The organism is Yersinia massiliensis CCUG 53443, assembly GCF_000312485.1.
GTDB classification, from domain to species: domain Bacteria; phylum Pseudomonadota; class Gammaproteobacteria; order Enterobacterales; family Enterobacteriaceae; genus Yersinia; species Yersinia massiliensis.
The window spans coordinates 82,546-98,052 of the sequence record NZ_HE997643.1; the positions used below are offsets into that span (position 1 = coordinate 82,546).

A 15,507-nucleotide genomic window follows, 5' to 3' on the forward strand; every position below is an offset into this window, starting at 1 on the left:
TTCAGACCGTTAGTTTTTAGCCGCAGAACTCTTTAACACCTGATCCACCATTTCGGGTGCCATACCCAGGTAGTTAACGGGGTCGGTCAACTGTTCGATTAGTGCGGGCTCAAGACGTGTTGCGACGGCAGGCATGGCGTTTAATACGTCGGCAAGTCTGCCACCTTCTTCATTTACGATACGACAGGCGTCGTAGACAATATCGTGTGCATCCTGTCGGCCAATGTAAGGTGCGAGCCCCATCATGACCGCTTCGGCGACAATCAACCCTTTGGTCATATCGAGGTTTTTGGCCATAGCTTGTTCATCCACAATCAAACCTTTGAGCATAAATTTGGCCTGATACAACGCACCGCCAGTAAGAATGAAGCTTTCCGGAATGGCTATCCATTCGGCATGCCATGGCCCTGTGGCCCTTTCCAAATCTTGCACCATCGCATCCAGCATTAGCCCCGCTTGTTGGCGCACACCCTTAGCGCAAGCCAGCATCAATTCACTGGAAATCGGGTTGCGTTTTTGCGGCATGGTGCTGCTGGCACCACGTCCTTTGACAAAGGGTTCGTACAGTTCACCAAATTCATTGGCGGCCAGTAACATAACGTCGTAGGCGATTTTACCCAGCGAGCCGGTGATCAACCCCAGCAGGTTAACGGCTTCAGCAAAACCATCCCGTGCGACGTGCCATGTCGATACCGGCACGCCAAGGGATAACTCTTCCATCATCGCTTGCTGTACTGCCAATCCTTTATCGCCCAGTGATGCCAAAGTACCCGCAGCTCCCGCAAATTGGCCTACCAGAATACGTGGACGCGCCTGTGCTAAGCGCTCAGCATGGCGGTCGAACATGTCCAGCCAGATAGCCGCTTTATAACCAAAAGTGATCGGTAGAGCCTGTTGTAGGTGAGTTCTACCCGCCATGGGGGTATTGCGATAACGCCGAGCGAGATCGGCCAGAATTTGGCGCAAGGTATTGATATCTTGGTCAATTACGTCTAAAGCATCACGGATTTGCATAACAACCGCAGTATCCATAATGTCCTGTGTGGTGGCTCCCCAATGAACGTAACCACCTGATTCACCTGCTTGTTTCGATATTTGATGAACTAGCGGTAATATCGGATAGCCCACAATCTCGGTTTCATGGCGCAGCAAATCGAAATCCAGCGTATCGGCATTACATTTCTCGGCGATTTCTTGCGCCGCTTGTGCAGGGATAACACCACAGCGGGCTTGGGCTTTTGCCAGCGCAATTTCGACAGTGACATAGTTGCGGATCAACTGATGATCGTCAAAAATGGCACGCATTTCGGGTGTCCCGAACGAATCTCTAAATAGAATAGAATCAAGAACATTGGAAGCCATAAAAACCTCTTTAGCGGTGAAAATGGTGGTAGACTGCGCCATGGAGAAGCCCCGAGATCATTCACGATTATCGTTCTGAGGCTGCCATGTCACTTAAATCATCATGTACAGACATGCTGTAAATGTACGGACATTTAATTATGTCCGGACAATCTATAATGTACGGACATTTAAAATAAAGTCTTTTACGATGATTTTGTGATGTGGTTCATCATTATTTTTTGAAGATTGCTGCCTATGAAAGAATCTTTGTATCAACGAATTGCACGTGAACTGGTGCAGAGCATTGCTTCAGGCAAGTATCCCGCAGGGTCCTTGCTACCTTCGGAAATGGAGCTATGCGAACACTATCAGGTCAGCCGTCATACGGTTCGCGAAGCCTTGCGCGATATGACAGAAAGAGGATTGATCTCCCGACATAAAGGGATCGGTACGCTGGTGTCGGAACAGGTGAAGGGCAGCATGAATCACCCATTAGCCTATCTGGAAGATTTGCTGGTACTGGCCAAAAATAATGTGCGGGTAGTGAAGAAGGTCGATGAGATTGTTGCTGATCATGAGTTGTCATTGGTTATCGGCTGCGAACCGGGTTCTCGCTGGTTACACATCGCTAGTATTCGTGAAGACAGCCAGAAAAAAGATGCACCTATTTGTTGGACTGATAGTTATGCCAGTATTGATTTTGCCAAAGTGAAACAGTTGGTACGTAGTGATCCCCATGCACTCATCAGCGATTTGATTGAAGAGCACTATGGTATTCATAGCGATGAAGTTAGGCAGACCATCTCCGCAGTAGGTGTACCGGCAAAGGTCGCCAAAGCATTGTGCGTTGAGGCGGGTTCACCGGCATTGAGAATTGTCCGTCGCTACCTCGATCATCACGGCGAAACCTTCGAAACCACGGTCTCCATCCATCCAGCAGATCGTTACACGTGTTCGATCGTACTCAAACGTCAACCGCTGCATAAATAGCCCGTTTGCTTATTGGTGGCCAAGACAATATCGATTGAATAAGGTCTGCTAAGTGTGTGGTACGGATACCGCACACGGTTCCCTCTTCATGATACGTTGCTATCCGCGTTATTTTTTCTGCCGTGCGCACTGTCTTGACCCATGACAAGGCGGCCAAGGTGTCAGCCACTTTATAATCAGGCCCGTTTTTTCTCACTGGTATAAAGCATGGCTTATCAACTGAATCTTAACTGGCCCGAATTTTTAGAAAAATACTGGCAAAAACAGCCTGTTGTAATAAAAAATGCCTTTCCGAATTTTGTCGATCCTATCACGCCGGATGAATTGGCGGGTTTGGCAATGGAGCCGGAGGTCGACAGCCGCCTGGTCAGTCATACTGACGGTCAATGGCAAGCGAGTAACGGGCCGTTTGAGCATTTTGATAATCTGGGTGAAACAGGTTGGTCGCTGTTAGCCCAAGCCGTTAACCATTGGCACGCCCCTTCTGCTGAACTTGTACGGCCCTTTCGCGTGTTACCAGACTGGCGCTTAGATGACCTGATGATCTCTTTTTCCGTTCCAGGCGGCGGGGTTGGGCCACATATTGATCAGTATGATGTTTTTATCATTCAGGGGATGGGCAGCCGCCGTTGGCGTGTTGGCGATAAACTGCCATTGAGACAGTTTTGCCCACATCCGGCACTGCTACACGTTGAACCTTTCACGCCTATCATCGATGAAGATCTTGAACCGGGTGATATTTTATACATTCCTCCGGGATTCCCTCATGACGGTTTCACCCATGAAACGGCATTCAACTACTCAGTGGGTTTCCGTGGGCCAAATGGCCGGGATCTCATCAGCAGTTTTGCGGACTATGCGCTGGAAAATGATCTTGGCGGCGAACATTACAGCGATCCAGACCTTACGTGTCGGGAGCATCCTGGAAAAGTTGAAGATTATGAACTCGATCGTCTGCGCAGGATGATGAACGACATGATCAATCAGCCAGAGGATTTCAAGCAGTGGTTTGGTCGTTTTGCCACGACGCCGCGCCACGAATTGGATATCGCACCTGCACAACCTCCTTTTGAGCCAAATGAAGTTGTTGAGGCTTTGATAGATGGAGAGGTCTTAACCCGATTGAGTGGATTGCGTGTTTTGCAAGTCGGGGAAAATTTCTTCATTAACAGTGAACAACTGGAAACGGTCGACTTTAATGGCGCAGATGCGTTATGCCGTTTCACTTGTGTCAGCCAACATGAATTAGGTGAATCATTGCAAAATCCTGCTTTCGTTGCTGAGCTAACAGGACTCATTAATCAGGGCTATTGGTTTTTTGATGAATAAAATTGTTCAACTTAATGACGATGTGATTGAGGCGAGCAGATAGAAATAGAATTCAGATGGATATAAAAAAGCCCGCCAAATGTTAGGCGGGCTTAAGCATTTAAAGCGAATAATAAAAGTCCCATTAATTTAGCGTGAGACTTTCTGCTATTCATTTTTAGCAACTGATATACAGAGAAAGTTGCTTAATAGAAATCAGTTTTTAGCGGTTTGATCAGCAGTGCTTGTTGTTTGGCCTTGGCTGATAGAGTATGTGCCCCGGTAACTTTCACTGTCACCGATGTTTGCCATTGATACAGTTGGAGCCAAGATTGCTGCGATCAGGGTCAGTGCTGCGATAGTTGTTTTCATAATATTTTCTCTTCTGTTTGTTTAGATGAAAGCGGGTTGCTTTCGATAAAATGAATGTTACTCCGATCACATTTTTTAGATATCAAAGAGAATTGTTCATCTTGGTCAAAAAAACTGTACATCCTGATTAGGCCATTACATTGATACGTGGCAGAATATCAAAAAGATAATGACAGCAATTTCACCTGAGATGACTAAGACATAAATATGGATCGTTCCCGCTTACTCAAATTCTTATTGCCTTATCTGTGGCCCAAGAATAACCCCAGACTCCGTTATTACCTGATCGCCGCCGTTATATTTATGGTGGTGTCGAAGGTCAGTACAACACTGGTGCCACTTGCTTATAAGGCAATGATTGACACATTAAGCGCTGAAAGCGCCAAAATGCTGGCCATCCCGATTGGTCTTATCATTGCCTATGGGGTGGCGAGAATTAGCGCCTCATTATTTGAAGAGCTGCGCAACGTCATGTTTATCCATATCAGCCAAAATGCGACTCGGTTGCTTGGATTGCGTGTGTTTAAGCAATTACATGAGCTCAGTTTGCGCTTTCATCTTGATCGGCAAACCGGCGGGTTATCTCTGTCAATCGAGCGCGGAACACAAGCCGTTGCGACGGTACTTTCCCGTTTGCTGTTTTCAATCTTCCCCATTTTATTTGAGATAACGCTGGTTTCGCTGATCATGTGGCATTTGCTTGATGGTTGGTTTGCGCTCGCCATTCTTGTCACTGTCGTGTGCTATATCCTCTTTACGGTCATGGCGGTGAGCTGGCGAACGCGTTTTAGGCGTGAACTCAATCAGGCCAACGCAGACGCTAATACGAAATCCATCGACAGTTTGCTGAATTATGAAACCGTAAAATATTTTGGTAATGAAGAGTTCGAAGCTCAACGGTTCAACACATCACGGCAACTGTATGAGCAAGCTGCGATAAAAAATCAATTCAGTTTTACTGCATTGAGCCTAGGGCAGACGGCTATTATCTCAATCGGATTAGTGGTGATGATGGCGATGGCGGCGAAAGGTATCACGCAAGGGAAAATGACCATCGGTGATTTTGTCTTGGTCAATGCCTATCTCTTGCAGTTATATCAGCCACTTAACTTCTTTGGTTTTATCTACTCTGAAATCAGGCAAGCACTGATCGATATGGAGAATATGCTTAATCTACTGATGGTTGAGCAAGAAATTACGGATAAACCCGATGCGACGACGTTACAGCTTACCAAAGGGGAAGTCCGCTTTGAGTCAGTCAGTTTTGGTTATGATCCACGTAGACCGATATTGAATCAGGTGAGTTTTACCATTCCTTCCGGTAAAACGGTGGCCGTTGTCGGTGCTTCAGGCGCGGGTAAATCAACGCTCTCCCGTTTGCTGTTTCGCTTCTACGATGTCACCGAGGGGGCCGTCTATATTGACGATCAAGATATCCGTCATGTGACTCAAGACAGCTTGCGTCAGGCAATTGGCATCGTGCCACAAGATACCGTGCTCTTTAACGATACGCTGCGCTATAACATTGCTTATGGTCGAACCTCGGCAAGTTTTGAAGAGATAGAACGAGCAGCAAAACTCGCGCATATTCACAATTTCATCATCAGCTTGCCAGACGGCTATGACACGAAAGTGGGCGAGCGTGGGCTTAAGTTATCAGGCGGCGAGAAACAGCGAGTGGCCATTGCTCGTACCATTCTCAAAAATCCGGCTATCTTAGTTTTCGATGAAGCAACCAGTGCTTTGGACACGCATACTGAACGTGAAATTCAGGCGCATTTGCGCGAAGTTAGCCGCGATCACACAACGTTAGTGATTGCGCATCGCTTATCAACCATCATAGATGCAGATGAGATTATCGTGCTGGAAGCGGGGTCGATCGTCGAGAGAGGACGGCATGATGAGCTATTGCTGAAAAACGGCCGATACGCTGCCATGTGGCAAAACCAATATCATGAAGAGGAACAACTCATGGCGTGATGAGCTGTTCTACGTGTTAATCAAAAGGGTGCATAAGGGTGACAATGCACTCTTTTCTTTGATATTGATTGATTTGCGGTACTAAACGTCTGAAATGTTCTGTCGCGCAATGTGTATCTAAGGCCGCTTGGTCCGGCCATTCTTCAATAAAAACAAAATGGCCAGGGTCTTTATGGTCAATATACAAATCATAGGAAATACAAAGCGGTTCAAGTTTTGTCGCGTCAACTAGTGCTTTATAAAGCGGCATGACCACATCAATGTATTCGGTTTTGATAAAATCCTGAGCAATAACTTTTAGCATGAGTGGGGTCGCTTTAAGCTCCAGTAAAATAGGTGTAGGCAAATACAGCCAGTGCAATCGCTATCATAATCAATGTTGTCTTTCTTAATTTCATGCTGTTCTCGTCATCATCTGTCCGCATAAGTTACAGCCAAGAAGATAGCGGAAAATGAGTGAGAAATCATCGATTCGCTAAGAATAGTGCGGTTCAATCGATAAAGTTAATCGGCGGGGCAGATGCTTAAAAGGCAGCTATGAGTTGAGATAGTGGCTAGGGTTGATCTCCATCACGGTTTTAATATAATTATTTGTGTTAAGTTAAATACTGTGCTGTGTAACGTGGAGGTGTAAAATGTCAGCACTTGAGAAGATTGTTGCAACCTACTGCAATACCAGTCTGGACTTTGTGGCATCCACGATTGCCTTTATGGAAAATCAAAAAAAGAAGATCAGGATTGATCAAGTTGAAGCGAAACTTTCGTCAGATGAACTCCAGTTCTTCCGAGAAAGGTTGGCTTACTACCGAGACATATATCGGCCCTCGTAGTACATCAACAGTTGTACTTCAACGCAAGATAGGCCGCCTGCGAGCGGCTTATCTTATTGTAAAGACGAATTCCCTTTCTTAGCTCGCTTATTTATTGCCCAATCAACATTTAAGTCGACTAAAGTTAATACAGGCAATGTACTGACTTTGGAGGCTGCTATGTACCACAAAATAAATGGCAGCGAATACCGACGTATCTTTGTTGTGGGCGATATCCATGGCTGCTACAAAAAACTGATGGATACCTTAGACAGTGTTCAGTTTGAACGTGATGCTGATTTACTCGTATCTGTTGGTGACTTAGCGGATCGTGGCCCCCAGAATATCGAATGCTATGAGCTTCTTAATGCCGATTGGTTTCGTGCTGTGCGGGGCAATCATGAACAAATGGCGATTGATGTGTTGGCTGGGGGAGCGGTAGATACTTGGCTCGCAAATGGCGGTCGATGGTTCTTCTTATTGGATAGTATGAAGAGGTCGCAGGTTGAGCCACTGATTAAGCGGGCAGGACGATTACCGTTGGTGATTGAGATCACAACAGAACAAGGGAAGTATATTATTGCCCATGCTGATTATCCTTCAGATGAGTACCAGTATGATAAGCCCATCAGCGAGCAAATGGCTTTATGGAATCGTAAACGCCTTAATGCTGCCATGAAGGGAGAAAGCGAAGTGATTTTAGGGGCAGATAAATTTATTTTTGGCCATACCCCTTTGGTAAAACCGTTGCTGTTTAAAAATCAACTCTATATCGATACCGGTGCCGTATTTGGTAATAAGCTAACCATTATTCAGATTCAATAGATCATTTTTTTTCCACACGCGATATATTCAACTACTTGCAGATTATCCTTAGCTTCCACTGAGTATGGAAGCTCTTGGAATGTCTCAATTAAAATGAGATAAAGCGCGAGGTATATTTATTGAGTAATAGTATCCGTGATAGCAGCACTGAGGCGGCGAATACGGATAGCAGTAACGTAAACCTGAGTGTGACATCTGATAAGTTATATGCGCTAGATATAAAATAGAAAATCCCATCATGTAATATGTAGACCCCAATCATCGAAGGGCTGATATAAGCTAGGGTTTTCCTTATCCATTCGATTTTAGTGTCAAAATTATCAAATATAACAAATAAGCATAAACTTAGGATTAAAACGTGAAAGTTATCGAGGAAGTATCCCGCATTAACTGTTTTATACACATAAATCGACATAAAACTTTCATAGTAATACATTGAAACAGCAGTCGGGATAAGTAACACTTTGGCGATCAGTCGTATTCTCGGCAGTTTTGTAATTTTCTGGCATATCCGCGAGCAAAGGAATCTACCGGTCATATAATAGAAAATCCAAGTCCATAGCCTAAAGTATTGTGGAAAATCAATAAAATAAGGCCTTTCTGAGAAAGCACTGATCAAATCGATAGAGACAGAAAAGACGACCAGGCACGACAGGGTAATAATTGTTGTTCTGTTACTTTTCAATACCTTAGAGATTATCGGATTAATGAGATAAATGATGGCAATGCTGAATAAAAGCCAACTTTGCAGGAAATAACCGCGTTTGAAGCCATCCTCATTAATAAAGTAGAAAAGAACGTTCCAGAAGATAATGATGCTTATGATGGACTTTAACTTTCTGAGGATATCTTGTTGATCTATTTCATCATTAGAATCGATATAACCAATGATCATGAAAAACAGTGGGGTGGCAATGATCGACAGGAAGTATAAAACACTCATCACTTCGCCACCTAAGAAGCATTGCTCAGTACAGGTTTTGCTGGCGGAATAGAAAGTGACGGCTGAAAAGCAACTTAACGTTTTTAGGGCATGTAAACCGACGTTTCTCATAGAGTAGTTTGACTTACAGTAAATTTAAATGAGAAGTACCGCTTCATAGGACACTTCACTTTCATTAGATACATCCTATTCAGGCTACTAATTTAACTGTATTTTTACATAGAATCTTATAGCTGTCACGTGTGGTGATCTTCTTAGAAAGTAAAGTATTAAGAAATATTTACTAAAGAAAAGGACATTTCCTACAACTTCCAGTACCCACATCCTATATATCTTAAAATCACCCTATGGTCTACTAATTAGACCGAGGTATTTTCTAGATTATCTTTATAATTTGTAATGAGATTTTCCTCATTACAAACAGGCTTAAGTTAATGATTTTGGAGTGCTTAGGCACTAATGGATGTGACCAATATGATAAGCTGTATGATAGTTGATAATGATAAATATCAAACTCTGGGCATGATAGCGCTAGTTAAAAAAACACTCGCATCATTAGGATTTAAGAAGGAAATTAAATTCTACCGGAAACCATTCTATTCTGCAGATATAATTTTTATCGGCGTTGATGAATTCAGTTTTTTCGATGCGCTAAAAAGTTTGGATAGATCCCCATCTGAAGCTGATGTTTTTTTGATTTGTGATGCCAGATTAAATAGTTTCCTGCAAGGAATCCCAAGATTTAATAATGTGACGATGATCTTCAGGGAAGACTCGCTTGAGTCCGTCACTAATAAAGTGACAAATGTCTTTAAACGTAAATTTCGCGGACTGAAAGAAAACTTAGTCGAACGTAAAAGCGCTCATGTCTTGAGTTTGGCTTCATCAGAGCGCCAGTATCTGACACCAAATGAAAATATTGTACTGAAGTTGTTTAATGAAGGTTTTTCTGGTGGTGATATCGCTCGAATTCTGAAAAAAAGTGAAAAAACGGTGAGTGGACAAAAACGCTCAGCGATGAAGAAGTTGGGCGCACGTACAGACGTCGAGTTAATTAAAATGTTTATGTTCAAATAATTAAAATAAAAAATGAACCGAATCTTTTGTTCCTTTCAGCGTCAGCACCAGTGATTATTGAGGGATGTTCCTACCATCGCGGGCAGGGATGCCAGCATCAAACCACTAGATAGCCCCAATCTAAAGTGGGGCTATCTATTATTGCCAATCCCGTGAAGCTTAGTGACAAAATCCCGTTTTAAATACTCTTCAATTTAGCAACTGTGCTATCAATATCGACTTCATGCTCAGAAAATGTATAAGTCACATTTTGGAATGTGGTTATCGACAACATTTTCAATGGCACGGTTTTTTCTGAAATATCATCTTCCTGCGGACGGATTTTATTCATCAGTAAATTGACTGAGAGGATAGTATTAGCTTTATCGACTTCAGCCTGTGCAGGTACTTCTTTTGTAAAGGTATTGAATGACTTAATGCTAGTCAGTTTGATTCTCTCATTGGCAATGAAGATGTATTTGCTTTCTATTGCCACTTTCACCGCAAATGCTGACAACCCTTTGGTATTGGTTGTCGGTTCAAAGGTGACCTCAGCCCCTTTCTTGATCATCTCGGGATTAGCAACTTTAATAACGTGAAAATAACGGTTATCTCCGTTTTCATCGGTGATAAAACCAAAGCCTTTATCTTCAAAAAAAGTTGTTATTCTGCCGTTCATCATGCATCTCATATTAGCGAACCCAATGGCTAAGTATAATACAAGGGAATTGCTTTCAGATACAGTGTGGTGGTTTTGCTCTCGGATTTTAGGGCTAGTGAAGGTTAGCGTGAAAAAGAGAAAATGCGGTTTTCTGTGCTAAAAATGAGACAGAGAAGTGGGCCTTCTCTCTTTTTATCTCTTTTTTGTGATCTCTGCTGTGGACAAAAAACGGTTCTATTGCTGTACTGTATCTGACACACATTTTGTGTCCAACATTCACGTAAAGGTAAGTTTGATGTCTAAGATTAAAGGTAGCGTTAAGTGGTTCAATGAATCTAAAGGTTTTGGCTTCATTACCCCAGAAGATGGCAGCAAGGACGTTTTCGTTCATTTCTCAGCCATCGCTAGCAACGGTTTCAAAACTCTTGCTGAAGGCCAGCGTGTAGAATTTGAAATCACGAACGGTGCCAAAGGGCCATCTGCTGCTAATGTTATCGCTATCTAAGTAGCCCATATTTATTAAAACCCGCCTCAATTAGGCGGGTTTTTTATTGGTACGATATAGATAGAACAAAAGAAGTGATTAACGTTAATAGAAAAAGCTTTTTAAAAAAAACAGGGTGACAAATAGGCAGAAAATCACTGTCAGCCACTCACTCCACGTCTTAGGTAATCCAAACATAGTGATATCCGTCACTTCAGCCACCACATTGGTTCACTGTTCTCTGGCAAAAGATTATCCTGCTCGTAGATTAAGAAAACATTAAGACGGTCTATTCTGTGGTTTTACTGTCCCGCGAAGTGATTGACCAGCAGAAAGGCCAGTATCGTCATCGCCAGCGAACCGGCCAGGTTCAGCAAAATGGTACCCGCCGCCCAGCCTAATTTGCCATCTTGTATTAAGTAGACCACTTCAACAGAGAAGGTTGAAAACGTCGTCAAACCACCACAAAAACCCGTGGTAATGAGCAATTTCCAAACGGGGTCAATGTGCGTAAGGCGGGTGAACAGCGCTAATGTCAGGCCAATAATAAAGGCACCAACCAAGTTTACGATGAGAGTTCCTACGGGGATGTTAGGCGAAAGGCTGTTGAGCTTCATACTGACTAACCAGCGAGCCACGCTGCCAGCACCACCACCAATAAATACTGCTAGTAATGTATTAAACATAAATACCTTTCTTTATACCTGCTGTGCGGGCATCTCTTAACTATAGGAGGCTTATCAGAAAGGCTCAGGCGATACGCTACGGCCTTAATGAAAAGGTTACGTAGACATCATCAGCCTTGAAGGCGGTTATGGAGGAATGTCATCTCCTGCAATTGGTTATCGGACACGACTTAGAAACCAATGCTTGAAATCAAATCATACACCGAGTGAACCTTAATTTGTAGCTTGCTCTTTAGCTCGCTAATTCAATGCGGTTACGTCCATTATCTTTCGCGAGATAGAGTGCGGAGTCAGCGGCTTTTAACCATTGTTGATAATTTATCATGTCCTGCCTGTACTCGGCGATGCCAGCACTGACTCTAAGTTGTAGCGGTGGAGCTTGTTCAAAAACTAAGTCAGCTAGCCTTTCTTGTATTCGCGTTAACACTTCTCGGGTCTGTTCGGCTGTGGTATTTGGCAAAATAGCGCCAAACTCATCGCCGCCATAGCGGCCAACGATATCAATGGCCCGCAATCCCAGCAGTAATTCTTCGGCGAGAACAGTTATTGCATCATCACCAACGGCATGACCAAAAGTATCATTAATGGATTTGAAATTATCGATATCTAACAAAATCAGTGTGGCACCATGCTGGTAGCGTCGACAGCTATCAAATTGATTATGTAACTGATGCTCCCAATGTCGGCGGTTATAAAGGCCAGTCAATCCATCCCTGACACTAATTCGCAACAGCTCTTCCTTATTTTCGGCCAGTCGTTTCGCTGTACGATAGGTGACTAATCCGAGTAGGGAAGGGTAGATGATTATCATGGGGAGACAGGCATACACTTGTAGCGGCGAGGTTTCGGGACTAAAAGGTAAATTAAATATCCACGCGGTCAGCAAACTACAGGCAATTTGTAATGCCAGACCTTTGCAAAAGACATTTTTGCCACCTGAAGCAATATTATTCATGCTCATCATAGATAGAATAACGACAGAGGGCAGTGCATTGAATGACATTATTGCCACCCAGACACCGCCTAAAGCTGAGTCTATCTTCATGTTGAGAATTTCTTGTTCAAAAGGTTCTTCAGAACGAGAAGCGAGTAGAAATGCGACATGTGGCCAAACTAATCCGTTGAGCGCGAGCATTATCCAAAGCCACAAAGGTGAATTTTGGGTGTAGAGCACAGCACTGACACAAAACATGCCAATACCCAAGCCAAATGCCCGAGGTAAATATGTCCTCTTAGCAAAACTTAGCCCCGAACGGCGGGTATTAATTCTACTTGAATAAGGCAATTGGCGGTTCCCTCGTTTTTTTGCTTTGGGGGGATGTTAACGGCAATGTCTCATCCGGAATAAGTCAAAAATAATGAAAAACGACTCTTGAGTAAATCATAGTTCACTAACGAAATCTGTTACATATTACTGTTGTCTTAATCGGAAATTTATTCGTAAATAGTTCATGATTTAATGAACAGAACTCACCAAGAAGGTCAGTATGGAAGGTATCAGTATTACCAAATTGTTGGTCGTTGGCATATTGATCGTGTTGTTGTTTGGCACGAGCAAATTACGCACGTTAGGTGCAGATTTGGGCGCTGCTTTAAAAGGCTTCAAAAAAGCCATGGCGAATGATGATGCGCCAGCAGCGAATACCACAGCAGAGTCCAAAGCGGCGACTGAGACGAAAACGACACCGCCTATCGAGCATAAAGACTGATCATTGCAGTTGTATTTGAGGGGATACCCATTAATACGGCAGCATTATCAGGCACTCGTTAAGACTATTATCAGCAACAATATTGGCGCTGATAACAAAAAACGGATCTCTGTTGGAAATCCGTTTTTTTTGTTGCCTGTTGCATAAGATGTAATAAGTTATTTCAGCTAATTTAGGCCCGAATGGATAAGCTGGGTCTAAATGAATAGTGAGGTCCAATTAGCTTATTTTACTTCTAATCCTTTAGCTTGCAGGTCGGCATGGTAAGAAGAGCGAACAAATGGGCCACAGGCCGCATGGGTAAAGCCCATTGCCATGGCTTCTGCTTTCATTTCGTCAAATTCTTCAGGGCTGACGTAACGTTGTACCGGCAAATGGTGGCGGCTTGGCTGTAAGTATTGACCGAGAGTTAGCATGGTGACGCCATGACGGCGTAAATCTCGCATCACATCAACGATTTCAGCATTGGTTTCCCCCAAACCGACCATCAAACCTGATTTGGTTGGGATCTCAGGGTGGGCTTCTTTAAAGCGCTCCAGTAATTTAAGCGACCACTCGTAGTTAGCGCCGGGGCGAACTTGGCGATAGACCCGTGGAACGTTTTCTAAATTGTGGTTAAACACATCGGGCGGTGTGGCAGTCAAAATATCTAATGCGCGATCCATACGGCCACGGAAATCAGGCACCAGCGTTTCAATTTTAATGGTTGGATTTTTGGCACGAATAGCAGAAATACAATCGGCAAAATGCTGGGCACCACCATCACGCAGATCATCACGGTCAACTGAGGTGATAACAACATAGCGTAGACCCATATCTTGGATAGTCTGCGCCAGTTTTTCTGGCTCGTTGGCATCCGGTGTCACTGGGCGGCCATGTGCCACGTCGCAGAATGGGCAACGACGAGTACAAATTGCGCCGAGGATCATAAATGTCGCTGTACCGTGGTTGAAACACTCAGACAAGTTAGGGCAGGAAGCTTCTTCACAAACCGAATGCAGACCGTTTTTACGCATTGCGGCTTTGATGCCTTGAATGCGGCTGGAATCAGCAGGAAGCTTGATTTTCATCCATGCGGGTTTACGCAGTAGCTCCTCACGTTCGGTAACCACGGTTTTAATCGGGATTAACGCCATTTTATCTGCGTCACGGTATTTTACGCCGCGTTCCATCTGAATCGGTTTACTCATAATCGTGCAGGTTCCAGTTCTGAATCTCTCAATTTGAGATTTTTCATTAAGTTCAACGTGATGCGATGTACGTTAAAAAATATTTGAAAATTGTTTAAAAATTATATCATCTTTGCCCTACCACAATCAGCCCCAATCTTTCCTACTTTCTCGGCACTATCGTGGCGTTGAGTTTTACTGTGCGCTGGGGGGCAAATAATCGGTTACTAGCCAAGGTTGCAATTCAGCTTCTGGGTAACCGAGTTGCTGGATGAATTCTTGTACGAGTATCGGTTGGATATCCGTCACGGATGTGCCTATTTTCAACTCACTGACTTGAGTCATTTGCATGCCAGCATAGCCACACGGGTTAATACGCTGGAAAGGTTCCAGATCCATGGCGATGTTTAGTGCTAGACCATGAAACGAACATCCTCGACGGATACGTAGCCCTAATGAGCATATTTTTTGCTGACCGACGTAGACCCCAGGTGCATCTGGGCGCGCTTGTGATTCAATGCCAACTTTTGCCAGCGTCTGGATCACCGTATTCTCAATGGCAGTCACTAATTGCCGCACGCCCATTTTGGCGCGTTTAAGGTCAATCATGATATACATGACCTGCTGGCCAGGGCCATGGTAGGTGACTTGGCCACCTCTATCGCTTTGGATAACTGGAATATCTCCAGGCATCAGGACATGTTCAGCTTTTCCAGCTTGGCCCTGAGTAAAGACGCGTTGATGCTCAACCAGCCAAATTTCATCTGCGGTTGCATCGGTACGATACTCAGTAAAATTATGCATAGCTTGAGATACAGGTGCGTAAGGTTGTAACCCTAGCTGGCGTAAAATGATCTTGTGTTGTTGCAAGCGAGGCATCATCTGGTTACAGAAATGGTGGCGCAAGTATACCAGCCCAATAGCGTGGGGCCACTACTTTGATATTTAAAATATGACTCTGATATTTAAAACACGACTCTGATATTTAAATACGACTCTGATATTGAAAAAGCGGATTTGAGATTGATAAAAAAATAGATTCAATGATTGAGTATCAGATTTAACGACGTCATCACCATGACTTACGCGCAAAAAAAGACCCGAAGTGTCAATTACCAGTTCGGGCCATTATGGGAGTCAATTAGCGATATTGCTGGCGTAGAATGAGCCG

General features: G+C 43.8%; 17 protein-coding genes and 1 riboswitch. Of the genes, 8 read left to right on the top strand and 9 right to left on the bottom strand.

The genetic code is table 11. The annotated features are described in order from the left end of the window. Positions 1-9 precede the first annotated feature (9 nt). Entirely contained in the window at positions 10-1,362 is a 1,353-nt protein-coding gene (gene pcaB, locus BN68_RS00520; RefSeq protein ID WP_042806457.1) for a 3-carboxy-cis,cis-muconate cycloisomerase, read from the bottom strand. 237 nt (positions 1,363-1,599) lie between these two features. Between pcaB and BN68_RS00525 the strand changes: the two genes are divergently transcribed. Further along, positions 1,600-2,334, top strand: a complete 735-nt coding sequence (locus tag BN68_RS00525; RefSeq protein WP_019209202.1) for a GntR family transcriptional regulator — start codon at positions 1,600-1,602, stop codon at positions 2,332-2,334. A gap of 207 nt (positions 2,335-2,541) precedes the next feature. After that, the gene (locus tag BN68_RS00530) at positions 2,542-3,663 is read left to right on the top strand and encodes a ribosomal protein uL16 3-hydroxylase (RefSeq protein ID WP_019209203.1); all 1,122 of its coding nucleotides are present in this window, start codon (positions 2,542-2,544) and stop codon (positions 3,661-3,663) included. A gap of 195 nt (positions 3,664-3,858) precedes the next feature. On the opposite strand, the gene BN68_RS24090 is transcribed toward BN68_RS00530, so the two are convergent. Beyond that, positions 3,859-4,014: a hypothetical protein gene (locus BN68_RS24090; protein ID WP_019209204.1), complete on the bottom strand. Its 156-nt coding sequence runs from the start codon at positions 4,012-4,014 to the stop codon at positions 3,859-3,861. Between the two features lie 207 nt (positions 4,015-4,221). Between BN68_RS24090 and BN68_RS00535 the strand changes: the two genes are divergently transcribed. Next, on the top strand, positions 4,222-5,994 hold the full coding sequence (locus tag BN68_RS00535) for an ABCB family ABC transporter ATP-binding protein/permease (protein ID WP_019209205.1): 1,773 nt from the start codon (positions 4,222-4,224) through the stop codon (positions 5,992-5,994). 16 nt (positions 5,995-6,010) lie between these two features. On the opposite strand, the gene BN68_RS00540 is transcribed toward BN68_RS00535, so the two are convergent. Beyond that, positions 6,011-6,298 carry a putative quinol monooxygenase gene (locus BN68_RS00540; RefSeq protein WP_019209206.1) on the bottom strand — a complete coding sequence of 96 codons (288 nt, stop codon included), beginning with the start codon at positions 6,296-6,298 and terminating at the stop codon, positions 6,011-6,013. Positions 6,299-6,629: 331 nt separating this feature from the next. Here BN68_RS00540 and BN68_RS00545 point away from each other — a divergent pair, with 331 nt between their 5' ends. Both BN68_RS00545 and BN68_RS00550 read left to right on the top strand, forming a co-directional pair. Further along, a complete protein-coding gene (locus BN68_RS00545; RefSeq protein WP_019209207.1) occupies positions 6,630-6,824 on the top strand; it encodes a glycogen synthase in 195 nt (64 codons plus the stop codon). A 159-nt stretch (positions 6,825-6,983) separates the two neighbouring features. Next, complete coding sequence (locus BN68_RS00550; protein ID WP_019209208.1) at positions 6,984-7,628, top strand: metallophosphoesterase; 645 nt, start codon at positions 6,984-6,986, stop codon at positions 7,626-7,628. 88 nt (positions 7,629-7,716) lie between these two features. Here BN68_RS00550 and BN68_RS00555 read toward each other — a convergent pair whose 3' ends face one another. After that, on the bottom strand, positions 7,717-8,682 hold the full coding sequence (locus BN68_RS00555) for an acyltransferase family protein (RefSeq protein WP_019209209.1): 966 nt from the start codon (positions 8,680-8,682) through the stop codon (positions 7,717-7,719). A gap of 375 nt (positions 8,683-9,057) precedes the next feature. Here BN68_RS00555 and BN68_RS00560 point away from each other — a divergent pair, with 375 nt between their 5' ends. After that, complete coding sequence (locus tag BN68_RS00560; RefSeq protein ID WP_042806459.1) at positions 9,058-9,648, top strand: helix-turn-helix transcriptional regulator; 591 nt, start codon at positions 9,058-9,060, stop codon at positions 9,646-9,648. 178 nt (positions 9,649-9,826) lie between these two features. Here BN68_RS00560 and BN68_RS00565 read toward each other — a convergent pair whose 3' ends face one another. Beyond that, complete coding sequence (locus BN68_RS00565) at positions 9,827-10,306, bottom strand: cold-shock protein (protein WP_019209211.1); 480 nt, start codon at positions 10,304-10,306, stop codon at positions 9,827-9,829. Between the two features lie 277 nt (positions 10,307-10,583). Here BN68_RS00565 and cspE point away from each other — a divergent pair, with 277 nt between their 5' ends. Next, on the top strand, positions 10,584-10,793 hold the full coding sequence (cspE, locus tag BN68_RS00570) for a transcription antiterminator/RNA stability regulator CspE (RefSeq protein ID WP_002210315.1): 210 nt from the start codon (positions 10,584-10,586) through the stop codon (positions 10,791-10,793). A 281-nt stretch (positions 10,794-11,074) separates the two neighbouring features. Here cspE and crcB read toward each other — a convergent pair whose 3' ends face one another. Together crcB and BN68_RS00580 are read right to left on the bottom strand one after the other, a co-directional pair. Continuing rightward, positions 11,075-11,458 (bottom strand): fluoride efflux transporter CrcB, encoded by a 384-nt coding sequence (gene crcB, locus BN68_RS00575; RefSeq protein ID WP_019209212.1) that lies wholly within the window; start codon positions 11,456-11,458, stop codon positions 11,075-11,077. A 94-nt stretch (positions 11,459-11,552) separates the two neighbouring features. Then, a riboswitch (Fluoride riboswitch) is annotated at positions 11,553-11,614 on the bottom strand. A gap of 76 nt (positions 11,615-11,690) precedes the next feature. Then, complete coding sequence (locus BN68_RS00580; RefSeq protein ID WP_071822378.1) at positions 11,691-12,743, bottom strand: diguanylate cyclase; 1,053 nt, start codon at positions 12,741-12,743, stop codon at positions 11,691-11,693. 202 nt (positions 12,744-12,945) lie between these two features. Between BN68_RS00580 and tatA the strand changes: the two genes are divergently transcribed. Continuing rightward, a complete protein-coding gene (gene tatA / locus BN68_RS00585; RefSeq protein WP_019209214.1) occupies positions 12,946-13,167 on the top strand; it encodes a Sec-independent protein translocase subunit TatA in 222 nt (73 codons plus the stop codon). Between the two features lie 224 nt (positions 13,168-13,391). On the opposite strand, the gene lipA is transcribed toward tatA, so the two are convergent. Together lipA and lipB are read right to left on the bottom strand one after the other, a co-directional pair. Continuing rightward, positions 13,392-14,357, bottom strand: coding sequence for a lipoyl synthase (gene lipA / locus BN68_RS00590; protein WP_019209215.1), 966 nt, complete (start codon positions 14,355-14,357; stop codon positions 13,392-13,394). Positions 14,358-14,531: 174 nt separating this feature from the next. After that, positions 14,532-15,218: a lipoyl(octanoyl) transferase LipB gene (lipB, locus tag BN68_RS00595; RefSeq protein ID WP_019209216.1), complete on the bottom strand. Its 687-nt coding sequence runs from the start codon at positions 15,216-15,218 to the stop codon at positions 14,532-14,534. Positions 15,219-15,507 lie beyond the last annotated feature (289 nt).